Origin of the sequence: Arthrobacter sp. SO5 (genome assembly GCF_020532805.1) — a bacterium.
Classification (GTDB): domain Bacteria; phylum Actinomycetota; class Actinomycetes; order Actinomycetales; family Micrococcaceae; genus Arthrobacter.
Genome location: NZ_MQTQ01000006.1, coordinates 57,061 through 71,611, shown reverse-complemented (window position 1 = coordinate 71,611; position 14,551 = coordinate 57,061). Strand labels below are relative to the sequence as shown.

Annotated in this window: 9 protein-coding genes; 5 read left to right on the top strand and 4 right to left on the bottom strand. The window is 68.6% G+C overall.

Annotated features, from left to right (window positions below):
• Nucleotides 1-273 precede the first annotated feature (273 nt).
• Complete coding sequence (locus tag BJG92_RS01350) at nt 274-1,452, bottom strand: resuscitation-promoting factor (RefSeq protein ID WP_232082220.1); 1,179 nt, start codon at nt 1,450-1,452, stop codon at nt 274-276.
• Nucleotides 1,453-1,756: 304 nt separating this feature from the next.
• Nucleotides 1,757-2,644, bottom strand: coding sequence for a TatD family hydrolase (locus BJG92_RS01345; RefSeq protein WP_232082219.1), 888 nt, complete (start codon nt 2,642-2,644; stop codon nt 1,757-1,759).
• Between the two features lie 232 nt (nt 2,645-2,876).
• Between BJG92_RS01345 and BJG92_RS01340 the strand changes: the two genes are divergently transcribed.
• From BJG92_RS01340 to BJG92_RS01330, 3 genes are read left to right on the top strand one after another with little or no spacing between them, the layout of a single operon-like run.
• Nucleotides 2,877-4,019 (top strand): MoxR family ATPase, encoded by a 1,143-nt coding sequence (locus BJG92_RS01340; RefSeq protein WP_232082218.1) that lies wholly within the window; start codon nt 2,877-2,879, stop codon nt 4,017-4,019.
• A gap of 13 nt (nt 4,020-4,032) precedes the next feature.
• The gene (locus BJG92_RS01335) at nt 4,033-5,550 is read left to right on the top strand and encodes a DUF58 domain-containing protein (protein WP_232082217.1); all 1,518 of its coding nucleotides are present in this window, start codon (nt 4,033-4,035) and stop codon (nt 5,548-5,550) included.
• The gene (locus tag BJG92_RS01330; protein ID WP_232082216.1) at nt 5,547-8,078 is read left to right on the top strand and encodes a transglutaminaseTgpA domain-containing protein; all 2,532 of its coding nucleotides are present in this window, start codon (nt 5,547-5,549) and stop codon (nt 8,076-8,078) included. Before BJG92_RS01335 ends, BJG92_RS01330 begins: the two co-directional genes overlap by 4 nt.
• 77 nt (nt 8,079-8,155) lie before the next feature.
• Here the strand turns inward: BJG92_RS01330 and BJG92_RS01325 are convergent, their stop codons facing one another.
• Together BJG92_RS01325 and rsmI are read right to left on the bottom strand one after the other, a co-directional pair.
• Entirely contained in the window at nt 8,156-9,655 is a 1,500-nt protein-coding gene (locus tag BJG92_RS01325; protein ID WP_232082215.1) for an NAD-dependent succinate-semialdehyde dehydrogenase, read from the bottom strand.
• Between the two features lie 194 nt (nt 9,656-9,849).
• Nucleotides 9,850-10,671, bottom strand: coding sequence for a 16S rRNA (cytidine(1402)-2'-O)-methyltransferase (gene rsmI, locus BJG92_RS01320; RefSeq protein ID WP_232082226.1), 822 nt, complete (start codon nt 10,669-10,671; stop codon nt 9,850-9,852).
• Nucleotides 10,672-10,905: 234 nt separating this feature from the next.
• On the opposite strand from rsmI, the gene BJG92_RS01315 reads away from it, so the two are divergent.
• Together BJG92_RS01315 and BJG92_RS01310 are read left to right on the top strand one after the other, a co-directional pair.
• Nucleotides 10,906-12,633 (top strand): dolichyl-phosphate-mannose--protein mannosyltransferase, encoded by a 1,728-nt coding sequence (locus BJG92_RS01315; protein ID WP_232082214.1) that lies wholly within the window; start codon nt 10,906-10,908, stop codon nt 12,631-12,633.
• A gap of 57 nt (nt 12,634-12,690) precedes the next feature.
• Nucleotides 12,691-14,520 (top strand): long-chain fatty acid--CoA ligase, encoded by a 1,830-nt coding sequence (locus BJG92_RS01310; protein WP_232082213.1) that lies wholly within the window; start codon nt 12,691-12,693, stop codon nt 14,518-14,520.
• The last annotated feature ends 31 nt before the right edge of the window (nt 14,521-14,551 follow it).

Genomic DNA, 14,551 nt, shown 5'->3' with positions numbered 1-14,551 from the left:
GCGCTAGCGGGGGTTCGTTCGGGGGTTCCCCCGGAGGTGGAGCCCGGGGCGGAGGGGATCGGTTCAGTCACCCCGATATCCTATCCCGCCGCGCCGTGCCGGCCTCGAAGCGGTGCGGGCAGGCGTGCGCCGCGGGGCCCCCGCGGGTTGTGGCCGGAGCCGGACACAGCGAAAGCCGGGTCCCGGGAGCCGGACCCGGCTTTCGCCGGACTTGCCGCAGCCGTGGTCAGACGCAGCGGCAGCCGCTGTGAATCATCGCCGGTCAGCCGGCTCCTAGCGGGAGGCGGCCCAGCCGCAGCCCCACGGCGACAGGCCGCGCTGCGCGTAGACGCGGTTGGCAATGTCGATCTGCTGTGCCTTGGTGGCGCCGGCTGCATTCGGTGCGTAGGCGCCGCCGCCGGAGCCGAGCCAGGTCCGGACGTCGAACTGCAGTCCGCCGTAGTAGCCGTTGCCGGAATTGATGGACCAGTTGCCGGTCGACTCGCACTGGGCGATCTTGTCCCACATGGCCTCGTTCATCATGGCCGGGGCAGCCGCGCCCGTGGCGGCAGCCGCGCCGGTGTTGGCAGCGGCCGGTGCTGCTGCGGGCTTGGGCTTCTCCTTGGTACCGACGGAGACCTTTTCGGTGACCGGCTGCGACGTGACGGACTGCGAAACGAGGGTGCGGGATGCTTCGCGGCCGTCCACGAGGACCAGCTTGAAGCTCTTGTTCAAGCTGCCGGGCAGTCCGGCCTGGGTCACGGTCTTTTCGCCCTTGAGCATGTTGGCGTCTTCGGTGGTGAGCGTTTCAAACGGGACGGTCTCGGTGGATTCCGCCGTCTTGCTGACATCCACCCGGGAGACCTTGATGACCATGTCGTTGACAACCGGAGCGTTGCCGGGCTGCGAGGTGCGGTCGCTGGCACCAAGCGTGACGCCGGCGTCGGCGAGGAGCTGGGCCACGGTGGCCGCCGTCGTGGTGGTCTTTGCAGCGTTGCCGTCCGCGGCGATGGTGACGTTCTTAGGCGTCGAGATGGTCACATACGAACCGGAGACGGAGAGCTGGGCGTCCTTCGGGGCGGAGACCTCGGAGGAGCTGGCAACGCCAAGTTCCGTCACGAGCGCCTCAACGTTCGGGGATGTGGTGTTGATGGTCCGCTCGGCGCCGTCCATGCTGACCTTGACGGCCTTGGCGAGGTTGACGTTAATGACCGAACCGTCCTGCACGTGGGAGTCGGCCGCAGGCGACACCCGGTCAGATGACTGGAGTTCTACCTTGGCGCCCTTGACGACCTGGCCGACGGTGCCGCCAAAGGTCTGGACGGAACTTACCTTGCCGTCGACATTGAGTGTCACGGTCTTGTTGTTGCCGACGAAGGCCACGAGGCCCAGCACGAGCGCAACGAGCACCACGAGTTGCGTGCCGACCTTGACGAAGCTGAACTTGCCGTCCGATGTGAAGAGCTTGACCACGATTGCCCATATCTTTTGGACCGTCCGGGCACGGGGAAAAGCGCACGGGACCACCCTCCGCAAACGCCTCTGGGGCAAAGCCGGACGGGTCCGGCGTGTTCGCGGCAGGTGCGTGCACTGCCACACTCAAAACGAGAGCGCGCATATGGTTCTTAGGCCACAATGCACGCCCTGCAGGAGTGAAATTATCCGAAGGCCTTCCCCGACCCCGGCTAATAGTTGTCCACTGTAACCGGAGCGTTATAAAGCAACCAAGAATTTGTGCATACCGGGTATGTTCGTCGACCGGTCCAAATGTGGCCGTTCAGTCCCAGGATCCGTAGGCCCGCAGCGTATTTTCGGCGATCCCGGCACATAAATCTGCGAGGTCACGCCCAGTCACATCCGCCATGGCCCGGACGGTGTAGGGGATCATGTAGCTCGCATTCGGGCGGCCGCGGTGCGGGTGCGGAGTGAGGAACGGTGCATCGGTTTCAACGAGGACCCGTTCCGGTTCGGCCAGGGCCACGGCGGCGCGGAGATTTCCCGCATTCTTGAATGTCAGCGTGCCGGCGAAGGACATGTACCAGCCCTCGGTGTTGCAGATCCGGGCCAACTCCTCGCCGCCGGAGAAACAGTGGAAAACCACGCGGTCCGGCGGTCCCTCCTCGCGGAGGACCTGGACGACGTCGTCGTGGGCGTCCCGGTCGTGGATCTGCAGCGTCAGGCCGAGCCGCTTGGCGATGTCGATATGCCGGCGGAAGGAGTACCGCTGGTGGGCCAGCCCCTCCCCCTCAGTCCGGAAGAAGTCCAGGCCAGTCTCGCCGATCGCCCGGACCCTCGGGTGCGCGGCGAGCGCCTCGATCTCCGCCAGGGCGTCCTCCAGCGCTCCCCGCGCGGCGTAGTCGGGTGCATCGTTCGGGTGGATCGCGACGGCGCCGAGCAGCCGAGTGTCAAGCTCGATCGCCTGGACAGTGAACCGGGAGGATTCAAGGTCACACCCCACCTGCACGGCACCCCGGACGCCTACGGCTTCTGCGGCGTCGAGGGCGTCCCTGACGCTGACCGCGAGGCCCTCGCTGGGAAAGTCAAGATGGGTGTGGTTGTCCATCACCGGGACCGGAAGCGGGTCCGGCGCCGGCGGATACCCGTGGCGCCCGGTCCCGTCGCTGCCGGGTGTACGGAACGGGGAAGGAGTGAGGGGATTACACATCGTTCCACCTTAACCGGGGTCTGCCGCGCGTCGACACCGGCGGCTTGTCCCGGAAGTTAACCGCACCGTGCCAAGGCGGCGTCCAGCGGACGTCCGGAGATTTCCCCGGAACTCTCTGTCAGGTCCGGCAGTTGTGTTAGTACTCTGATAGGAAGACAGACGTACACCCGATGGTGGGCCCGGCAGTTCATGCCGATCCGTCCCGGGACCCGCCAGGGCTGAAAGGCTGCCGATGGACTACCACCGCACCTCCGTAGACGAAGTTCTCCCTGGAAGTCAGGGCTTCCAGGCTGCCTCCGCGGCGGGCGGAAGCCCGGCAACAAGGCGTCTGGGGCCCGCGCCTGCGGCAATGGATGCCGAGGCGTTCAGGGACGCCAGTGAGCGAATCCTGACGGCCATCAACACCGTGATCGACGGCAAGGCCGGAGCCGCGAAGCTTGCCCTGACCGTGCTGCTGGCACAGGGCCACCTGCTGCTCGAGGACGTCCCGGGCGTTGGCAAGACACTGCTGGCCAAGACCCTGGCCCGCACCATCGACTGTTCGGTCAGCCGGATCCAGTTCACCCCGGACCTGCTGCCCTCCGATGTCACCGGCGTTTCCATCTACAACCAGGCGTCCCGGTCCTTTGAGTTCCGGCCCGGCGCGGTGTTCGCCAACATCGTGATCGGCGACGAAATCAACCGGGCCTCCGCCAAGACCCAGTCGGCCCTGCTGGAGTGCATGGAGGAACACCAGGTCACCGTGGACGGCAAGTCCTACAAGCTGGACGAGCCGTTCATGGTGGTTGCCACGCAAAACCCCATCGAGATGGAAGGAACGTACCCGCTTCCGGAGGCCCAGCGGGACCGTTTCATGGCACGGATTTCCATGGGTTACCCGGACAAGGATTCCGAGATGGAAATGCTGGAGACCCACCAGGCGACCTCGCCGCTGACCCGCGTTACCGCGGTGGTCACCGCCGGGGAAGTGGCTTCCATGATTGCCACGGTGCAGCACGTCTACGTCTCCCAGTCGATCAAGGAATACACCGTATCCCTGGGCCGGGCCACACGCGAGAGTGCCATGCTCCGGCTCGGCGCCAGCCCCCGGTCCATGCTCCAGCTGCTGCGCGCGGCCAAGGCGACAGCGGCCCTGGAAGGCCGGGATTTTGTGCTGCCGGACGACGTCGTGATTGTTGCCGAATCCGTCCTGGCCCACCGGATCATCCTGGACCGCAAGGCCGCCAGCACAGGCGAGACGCCACAGAGCGTGATCCGGGCCGTCCTGGCCAGGATCCCGGTGGGCACTGAGGCAGCGGGGGCCGTCGGCGGCGACCGTCCCGCTCGAGGCAAAACCGCGGCGGGTTCCGCGGCCCAGCTCCCCAACCACCGCTAGGGTTGGCCGCGCCGTGGCGTTGATGGACCGGTTCCCGAGGCACATCTTTACGACGCGCGGCTGGGGCCTGCTCGCGGCGGGCGGCGTCTTCCTCCTGGCCGCACAGGTCATGGGGCGCCGCGATCTGCTGGCAGTTGCGATCCTGCTGCTGGTCCTGCCGCTGCTCTCTCTGGCCGGGATCCGCGTCCTGAAGCCGAGCTTTCGGGTCTACCGGGAGTTCACCCCGTCCACCGTCGAGACCTCAGCGTCCACTACAGTGCGGCTCGCCGTGGCCCGGACGGGAACGGGTGCAGGCCATGCCACCATGGAGGAGCATCTGCCGCCCCGGTTCGGGGAGTCACCTGCATTCCGGTTCCCTGCGCGTTCGGCGGCGGGCCGGACCAGCCGCTACGAGTACCACCTCCGCTCCGGCACACGCGGGCAGTTCCTGATCGGGCCAGTCACCGCCGAATTCAGCGACCCCTTCGGCTTGTCCCTGCACCGCCAGGCAATCGACGGCGGCGAGATCCTTACCGTCACCCCCGCCGCCGTCGAACTTCCCGTAACTGGCCTGGCCGGCGCCCGCGGGCACGACGGCGTCACCTCCACTCGGATCCGCGCCAACCCGAGCGACGACGACGTCATGACGCGCGAATACCGCCATGGCGATCCGATGCGCCGCGTGCACTGGGCGGCGACCGCGAGGCACGGGGAACTGATGGTCCGCCAGGAAGAGTCCGTCAGCACTCCCGAGGCGACCATCATCCTGGACCAGCGGCTGGCGGCCTTTCCTGGCGGTTCCTCCCGCGGGGGCTTCCCCTACGGCGGTTTCTCCCACGGAGCGGGGAATCATGGCGCCAAGGTCCACGGCCCCGGCGGGACAGACGGCCAGGAACTGCTCACAAGTGACGCTTTCGAGTGGGCCGTGACCGCCGCAATGTCCATCGGCGCCCACCTCGCCGAGCGCAACTACGCCCTGCGCTTCCTCGATTCGGCGGGCGAGCCCGCCTTCCTCCGTTCGCACTCGGCCCCGGAGCCGGAGTCCGAGGAATACATCGGGGCCTCCGGCCTGCAGTCCGTAGCAGAGAGCCTGGCCGCCATCCAGCTCTCCGGACCCGCCCACCACCGTCGGGACAGGCACAGCGGCAGGGACCCGCACCAGAGCCGGGACCCGGAGATGAAGCCCGGCCGTGTGCCGTCGGCCGGTTCGGACTCGGTTCCACTGCCGTTCGACGACCGGCTGATGGATAAACTGGCCGCGCACCGGCTGCGCGGCCCCGTTCTCGCGATCCTGGGGAACCTCTCTCCGGGCGAGGCGCGGGCGCTGTCCGCGGCCGCGGGCTTCGGCGCGAATGCCTTTGCCCTCGTCATCACAGAGCACGCGCAGCAGGATGCCGAGGTGCTGGAAGCACTGCGGCTGGGCGGCTGGAGGGCGGTTGCGGTCACCGCCTCGACCGCCCTTCCCGAGGCGTGGAGCGCCTTCGACGAGAGCCTGACGGCGCCCCTCCCGGATGCCGCTGAAGTTCGCCGCGGCGTTGGCGGCAGACGATGACCCTCACTCCTCAGCGCGGCACCGATGCGGAATCCGCCTCCGACGCCGGGACCACCGGGGCACGTGACGCCACGGATCCTGCCCCGGGCGCCCGTTCCACACGCGCCAAAGTGGGCGCCCAGCCCTGGATGATGGGGCTCGCCGTCGCCATCGCCATCGCCGGAGCCGCGCTTGGCCTCAACGGTGTGTTGCGGGGCTGGGCGTGGTACTCCCCGGTCCTGACGGTTGTCTTTACCGTTTCCCTGACCATAGCCGGGCTCCGCGCGCTGCGCTGGCGCACCGTCTTCGTGGAGCTTGGCGGCCTTGCGTCGTTTGTCCTGATCCTGACCTTCACCTTCTTCCGCCCGCAAAGCATCATCGGATTCATCCCCTCGGGTGCCACCCTGTCCCAGTTGGGCCGGTATCTGCGCCGGGCCAGTGAAACGGTCCTCGCCGAAAGCTCCCCGGTCGCTCCCAACGCCGGAATTGTGCTGCTAATCTGCGCTGTCCTGGGGCTGTTGGTCATCCTGGTGGACGCCCTCGCCGTCCCGCTCTCGCTGCCGGCGACCAGCGGCATCGGAATCCTCGCCATCCTCATCGTGCCGGCCATGGTCAAGCCGCAAAGCGTCGGAGTGCTCGGATTCGCCGGGGCCGCCATCGGCTATCTGATGATTTTGGGCTGCAGCCATTGGTTTGCCCCGGATCCGCGCACCGGCGCCGACACCGCCCGCAACCCGGGCCAGTTCAAGCGGGCCGTCGTGACCGGCGCGCTCGCGCTGAGCGTCAGCATGCTGCTCCAGCTGTTGATCCCGGGCTTCGACCAGGGCACGTTCCCGCAGGGCTCACGGCTGAATCCGTTCGGCAGCGCCACCGGGCTCAATCCGATGATCAGCCTCGGCAACAGCCTGCGCAGCCCCTCCGGGGACGGCAGGATCACCTTTGCCACCAATGCGCCCACCACCCCCTACCTGCGCTCGGTCACCGTGGACAGTTTCAACGGCGACACCTGGGCGCCGGATGACCGCGAGGACACCCGGCGTCAGGGCACCGGGCGGATAGATTCCGGCCTCGAATCAGCCGCGACTGAGCTCCGCGTGGTCACAGCCATCAACACCGGCCAGTTCACGAGCCCGTACCTGCCCGCACCGTATGCCCCCGAAGCTGTCAACGGGCTCGCGGGCCGCTGGAGCTGGGACCCCGCCACGCTCAGCATCAAGGGCGTGGACACCAACTCCCGCAACCAGCAGTACCTGGTCCTGTCGGTCGCACCCCAGCTCACACCGGATCTGCTGGCGCAATCCTCGGCACCGGTCCAGGGTGTTCCGGAGCAGTTTATCCGTCCGCCGGACAACGTTCCGGAGATCGTGCGCAAGACGGCCGATTCGGTGACCGCGGGAAGCACATCCGCCTACGCGAAGGCCATGGCCATCCAACGGTTCCTGCGTTCGGTCACCTTCAGCTATTCCCTGCAGTCACCGGTGCAGGGCGGCTACGACGGCAACGGGCTCTCTGTGCTGGCGGACTTCCTGACCCAGAAGAGCGGCTACTGCATCCACTTCGCGTCCGCCATGGCCGTGATGGCCCGGCTGGAGGGCGTCCCCAGCCGGATCGCCGTCGGCTATGCCCCGGGCCGGCCCACGGGCGCCACGGTTTCGATCGCGGGCCAGGGTGCGCTGCCCGAGTTCGAGGTCGATGCCAGGGACGCCCATGCCTGGCCGGAACTGTACTTCCAGGGAGTGGGCTGGGTCCCGTTCGAACCAACCCCGTCCCGCGGTGTTGTCCCCTCCTACGCCACGGAGGGCGCCGCTCCCAGCGGAGCGAGCACCAACGAGAACAATGACGGGCTGATTCCGAGCAGGGCTCCCAACCCCACGCCGCTGCCGGGTGCCGCCCCGCTGCCACTTCCGGGCGCGGCCGGTCAGGCGAGTCCGGCCACCCAGCTGCTGCCCGTCCTGTACGGCACCGGCGCCGTCTTGCTGTTGGCCCTGCTGGTGGCATCGCCCCAACTGGCCCGCGGCCGCCTCCGGCGCCGGCGGCTCAACAGTGCCAGAGCGTCCGACGGTGTTCCGCCGGCCCTGCCGGCCTGGGCAGAATTGCGTGACCTCGCAACGGATTACGGGGTTGCTCCGCACCCGAGTGAGACCCCCCGGCACTTCTCCGAACGGCTGCGAGCGTCCGCCGCACTGGGAGGACCTGACCGCCTCGATGGCGCCGGGCACGGCGCCGTGAGCGCCCTGACCCGGGACTTCGAGCGCCGGCAGTATGGCCGTCCCGACGCCGGGGACGGCACGGAAGGAGCCGCCGGACGCCCCGATGGCCGCACCGCAGCCGTCAGGATAGCCGCGGTCCAGGCCTCGCTGCGGGCCAACGCGCGGCCGTTCGCGCGGGTCCGCGCCACCTGGCTGCCGCCGTCGGTCCTTTCCCGGTGGCGCCTGGCTTCTTTGGCCCCGTTCCGCGCCCTTTCCCGCAGGGCGCAGCTCACCCGGCGAGGCGTCGCCGGATCCTGGACGAGGCTGCGCGCCGGACTCCGCCGGGTCCGCCGCGGGTAGCCGGGCCCCATCAACCCGCCGGCCCGCTCTGATCCGGTCAACCCGGTCAGAGGGGGCCGGCGGGCCGCAGTCAGTTCCTAACCAGCGTAGGGGTCGGCGATCCCGATGTACTGGGTGTAGAGGTATTCCTCGATGCCTTCAAGGCCGCCTTCACGGCCCAGGCCGGACTGTTTGACACCGCCGAACGGGGCTGCGGCGTTGGAGACGACGCCGGCGTTCAGGCCCAGCATGCCGGTCTCGAGGCGTTCGCCCATCCGGATGCCGCGGTTGAGGTCCTTCGTGAAGACGTACGCCACCAGGCCGTACTCGGTGTTGTTCGCCAGCCGCACGGCCTCGTCCTCAGTGTCGAACGTGATGATCGGGGCGACGGGTCCGAAGATTTCCTCGGACAGGATCCGGGTGCCCTCGGTGACGCCCTTGAGGATGGTGGGCTGGTAGAAGTAGCCCGGGCCCTCCACCGGGCCGCCGCCCACCACAGGGACGGCTCCGGCGGACACGGCATCCGTGACGAGCTCGTGGACCTTGTCGCGGCTCTTGGCATCGATCAGCGGGCCGACCTTGGACTCGGGCTCGGTGCCGCGGGCGGTGGTCATTTCCGCCATCTTTGCCGCGAACTTGTCCGCGAACTCGTCGGCGACAGACTCGTGGACGATGAACCGGTTCGCCGCGGTGCACGCCTCACCCATGTTCCGCAGCTTCGCAATCATCGCCCCGGCGACGGCGGCGTCGACGTCGGCGTCCTCGAACACCACAAACGGGGCGTTGCCGCCGAGCTCCATCGAGGTCCGCAGCACGTTCTCGGAGGCGTCTGAGAGTAGCCGGCGGCCCACCTCGGTGGAGCCGGTGAAGGAGAGCTTCCGGAGCCGGGAATCCCTGATCAGCGGCCCGGTGGTGGCGCCTGCGGTGGACGTCGGAATGACGTTCAGGACGCCGGCCGGCAGCCCGGCCTCCATCATGACGGCGGCGAACAGCTGCGAGGTCAGGGGGGTCAGATTCGCAGACTTGAGCACCATGGTGCAGCCGGCGGCGACGGCCGGGGCGACCTTGCGGGTAGCCATCGCGAGCGGGAAGTTCCACGGTGTGATCAGCAGGCACGGACCCACCGGCTTCTTCGTCACCAGCAGGCGGGACTTGCCCTCCGGGGACACCGAGTAGCGGCCGAACGCCCGGACGGCCTCCTCGGAGAACCAGCGCAGGAATTCCGCACCGTACGTGACCTCGCCGCGGGCCTCCGCGAGCGGCTTGCCCATCTCCAGGGTCATCAGCAGCGCGAAGTCCTCTGCCCGGGCCGTCACCAGGTCGAAGGCCCGGCGCAGGATCTCCCCGCGCTCACGCGGGGCAACCTTGGCCCAGGAATCCTGGGCTGTTGACGCCGCGTCCAGTGCAGCGGCCCCGTCCTCGGGACCGGCGTCTGCAATGCTCAGCAGCACCTTGCCCGTTGAGGGGTCCTCGACGTCGAAGGTCTTTCCGGACGCGGCAGGACGCCACTCACCGTTGATGAGCAGTCCGGTCGGTACGGACGCCAGCAGTGCACTCTCGCGCTCCGCAGTGACAATGGGCTGGGCAGTTACGGTCACGGTTGACTCCCTCGTCGGCACTTCATGAAATGAGGATCAGTTTCAGCGCAGCTCCGGGCTGACTGGCGACTCACACCAGCCAGCCGGCAGCGCGCCGGGATTCACTGCCACGGTACTGCCGGTTTCGGCCGGGTGTCTACGCATGCGCGCACTACGCCACAGCGAATTGGCTGTGCAGCTGCACAGTCAACGGGCTATCTGGCCTCGAGGACGGCGGAGTACAGCTCCCGCTTGCTGACCCTCGCCTCTTCGGCCACCGCGGCAACGGCCTCCTTGAGCCGGATTCCCTGCGCCATCAGCGCGTTGACCGCGGCCACGTGGTCCGCCGGCTTGCCGGGATCCCGCTCCGGAGCGCCACCCACGACGACGGCGATCTCACCGCGAACCTCGTTGCCCTCGGCCCACTCGAGCAGTTCGCGCAGCGTGCCGCGGATGACTTCCTCATAGGTTTTGGTCAGTTCACGGCAGACGGCGGCGCGGCGGTCGGCACCGAACCTCTCGCGCAGGGCGCGGAGCATAGGCTCCAGCCGGTGCGGGGCCTCGAAGAACACCATGGTGCGGCGTTCGGCGTCGAGGTCCGCAAGACGCGAGGACCGTTCGCCGGCCTTGCGCGGCAGGAATCCTTCGAAGCAGAAGCGGTCCGTCGGCAGTCCGGAAAGGGCCAGGGCCGTCAGCACGGCCGAGGGCCCGGGGGCGGCGGTGACGGTCAGCCCCGCCGCCACGGCGCCTTCGACGAGGCGGAAGCCGGGATCGGAAACGGACGGCATGCCGGCATCGGTCACCATCACCACCGTCTTGCCGGAGCGGACCTGGTCCAGCAGCTCGCCGGTCTTGGCCGCCTCATTGTGTTCGTGGTAGCTGATGATCCGGCCGGCGACGGCGATGCCGAGGTGCTGGACCAGCCGGTGCAGCCTCCGGGTGTCCTCGGCGGCGACGATGTCAGCCGTCTTCAGCAGCTCGACCAGCCGGTAGGTGGCGTCGCCCGCATTGCCGATCGGGGTCGCGGCCAGCACGATCCGGCCGGGTCCGCCCGGCGCGGGAGCGGCTCCCGGTTCGAGGTCTGGGCCCGTCTCCGGACCGTTGCCGGCCTCGGAGAAGGTGCCGGAGCCGGGAAGAATCGGGGAAGTACTGGGTTCGTGGTCCACACGACCAGCCTACTGCCGGCGGGAGCGCCGCCGGACGACGGGGCCAGGGACCAGCCGGCGCACACCTTGGCCGGCGCGCCAGCGGAGCCGGCCGCAAAAGGTAGCATGGGCAACGTGACGCAGACCCCCATGCGGCCTGTCGGGGCCCACCCCACCGACGCGGTGCCCCCCGCCTCCACGGCAGACGGCACCAGTCCCGGACGCAACCTCGAGGGGCACCGCTGGATCAGCCGCCCCGCGGAAGCCTTCACGGCCGAGGCCCTCAGCCAGCGCCTGATCGGCGGCATCCGGAGCTGGCGGGACTACCCGCCGTCGCTCCGGCTGTGGTTCTGGCTCGTCCCTACCCTCACGGCGGTCCTCGGCGGGCTGCTGCGCTTCATCCGGCTGGACACCCCGCGCAACCTCGTCTTCGACGAGACGTACTACGTCAAGGACGCCTATTCGTACCTGATCAGCGGCTACGAGCGGGCCTGGCCGGACAAGGCCAACGATTCCTTCATTGCCGGGAACCCCGGCGTGCTGCTGGATTCACCTGAATATGTGGTCCACCCGCCGGTGGGCAAGTGGATGATCGCCGCCGGCATGGGGCTCTTCGGCCCGGACAATCCCTTCGGCTGGCGGTTCGGCGCAGCACTGACCGGCACGCTGTCCATTTTCCTGCTGGCGCTGATCGCGCAAAAGCTCTTCCGGTCTGTGACCCTCGGGGCAGTGGCCGGGGTGCTGCTGGCGGTGGACGGCCACCACCTCGTGATGTCGCGGACCTCGCTGCTGGACATTTTCCTGTCCTTCTGGGTGCTCGCAGCATTCGGCGCCCTCTTGTTGGACCGCGACGACGGCCGGCAGCGCCTCGCGGAACGGCTGGCCCGGCAGGCCGGCGTCTCCCCCGACGGACGGCCCGCCCTGCTCCAGCTGGCCTCGGGCCCCTGGCTGGGAATCCGCTGGTGGCGCATCGCGGCAGGGGCGTGCCTGGGCCTGGCCGTCGGCACCAAATGGTCGGCGCTCTTCTTCCTGGCCGGCTTCGGGCTCCTGACGGTCTTCTGGGACCTGAGTGCGCGCCGGATCGCCGGGATCCACGGCTGGATCAGCGGCGGCATCCTCAAGGACGGCGTCGGCGCATTCGTGAGCATCGTTCCGGTGGCCGCCCTGGTCTACGCCGCCACGTGGACCGGCTGGTTCCGCTCGCGGGACGCCTACTTCCGGCACTGGGCCGAGAGTAACCCCTCAGCTGAATGGGGCTGGCTGCCGAACTCCGTCCGGTCCCTCGCGCATTACCACCTGGAGGCCTACAAATTCCACCAGGGCCTCAGTGCGGACCACCCCTACGAGGCCAACGCCTGGAGTTGGCTGGTCCTGGGCCGGCCCACGTCCTTCTTCTACGAATCCCCCAAACAGGGCAGTCCCGGCTGCGATACGGCCAGCTGCACCACCGCCATCCTCTCGGTCGGCAACCCGCTGATCTGGTGGAGCGCCGCCGTGTGCCTCGGCATCCTGCTGTTCTGGTGGGCCGGACGCCGCGACTGGCGGGCCGGGGCCATCCTCGCCGCCGTGGGCGCCGGCTACCTGCCGTGGTTTTTGTATCCGGAACGGACCACGTTTTTCTTCTATGCCGTTTCTTTCGAACCGTTCCTCGTCCTGGCCCTCGTGTACTGCCTGGGCCTGGTGCTGGGGCGGCGGACGGACCCGCCCTGGCGTCGGCGCTCCGGGCTGTACCTCGTGGCGCTCTTCGTGGTGACAGCCGTCGTCGTCTCGGCGTTCTTCTACCCGGTCTGGACTGCCGAGACCATCACCTACCAGGACTGGCGCTTCCGGATGTGGATGCCGTCCTGGATCTAGGGCAGGATTGCAAGTGACGTCCGCCACCATCGCGCGGACCGGAACGGAGGCTCGGTCGTGAGAGAAGCAAGCACCGGATTGCTCGTGGATCTGAACCCCGACAGCAATGTGACGGATCTGCTCCTGGCACAGCACGCCAAGGACCCCGTGCATGCGCTCTACTCCCGCAAGGGCCCCGCGGGCTGGGCCGACGTCACGGCCCAGCAGTTCCTGGACCAGGTCACGGCACTGGCCAGGGGACTGATCGCCGGCGGCATCAGCCCGGGTGAGACCGTGGCCGTCATGTCAGCCACCCGCTACGAGTGGACGGTGGTGGACTTCGCCATCTGGTTTGCCGGCGGCGTGAGCGTCCCCGTCTATGAAACGTCCTCCCCCAGCCAGATCGAGTGGATCCTGCACGACTCCGGTGCCCGCCGCGTCTTCGTCGAGGACCAGGCGAAGGCGGACCTCGTCGGGAACGTGCTGGACACCTCGGGCCTGCTCGGGGACCGGATGCTCCCGGTGATCCGGATGGATTACGACGGCGCCGCGCCGAACCTTGCCAGCCTTGCCGGCGCCGGCGCCGGAGTCGGCGCGGCGGAACTGGAACGGCACCGCGCGGCGGCAGGACTCGCCGACGTCGCCTCGCTCGTCTATACCTCCGGCACCACCGGCCGGCCGAAGGGCTGCCAGATCACGCACGGGAACTTTGCGCTTGTCGCGAAGAACATGGTGCTGTTCCTGCCCGAGCTCCTGCTGCAGCCCCGGTCCCGGACGCTGATGTTCCTGCCGCTGGCGCATGTCCTGGCCCGCGCCGTCCAGGTGATCTGCCTGAGCGCCGGCACCACCCTGGGCCACACGGCCAACGCCAGGGAGCTGCTGGCGGACCTGGGCAGCTTCCAGCCCACGTTCCTGCTCGCCGTGCCCCGAATCTTTGAAAAGATCTACGCGGGCGCCGCGCATAAGGCGGCCCTCGCCGGAAAGATCCGGTTGTTCGACGCAGCCGCCGTCACCGCCATTCAGTACTCGAAAGCCCTCGATGACGCCGCCCGGGGCCGGGGCCCGGGGCCCGGCCCTGTGTCCCGTGCCAGGCACGCCCTCTTCGACATGCTGCTCTACCCGAAGATCCGGCAGGTCTTTGGCGGCCGGCTGGGCTACACCCTGTCCGGGGCGAGTCCGCTGAGCTCCAACGACGCGCACTTCTTCCGCGGGGCGGGGATCCCAGTCCTTGAGGGCTACGGGCTCACCGAGACCACAGCGCCGTGCACGGCCAACACGCCGACGCGGACCAGGGTGGGCACCGTTGGCATCCCCATCCCGGGCACCACCGTGCGCATCGCCGAAGACGGCGAGATCCTCGTCAAGGGCATCGGCGTCTTCAAGGGCTACCACGCCAACGCCGCGGCCAATGCCGAGGCGTTTGTGGACGGGTTCTTCCGCACCGGTGATCTCGGCTCCCTGGACGCGGACGGCTTCCTGACGATCACGGGGCGGAAGAAGGACCTGCTGGTCACCGCCGGCGGCAAGAACGTCGCTCCCGCCCCGCTGGAAGAGAAGATCCGCGAACACCCGCTCGTGGCCCAGGCCGTGGTGGTGGGCGACGGCAGGCCGTTCGTCGCGGCCCTGGTCAATCTGGATCCTGAAGGCCTGGAGAACTGGTGCGCCCTCCGCGGGCTTCCCGCCCTGGACCCCGCCGAAGCCACCGGCAACGAACAGGTCCGCGCGGCCATCCAAGGCTCCGTCGACGCGGCGAACGCGCTCGTGTCCAAGGCCGAGTCCATCCGCAGTTTCGTCATCCTCGCCGCGGACTTCACCGTGGAATCCGGGCATTTGACCCCGTCGCTGAAGCTCAAGCGCGCCGCCGTCGTGCGCGACTATGAGGCGAACATCAGCCGGATCTACGGCTGACGCGCCGTCAGATGGTGGGAGCAGCAGTGGC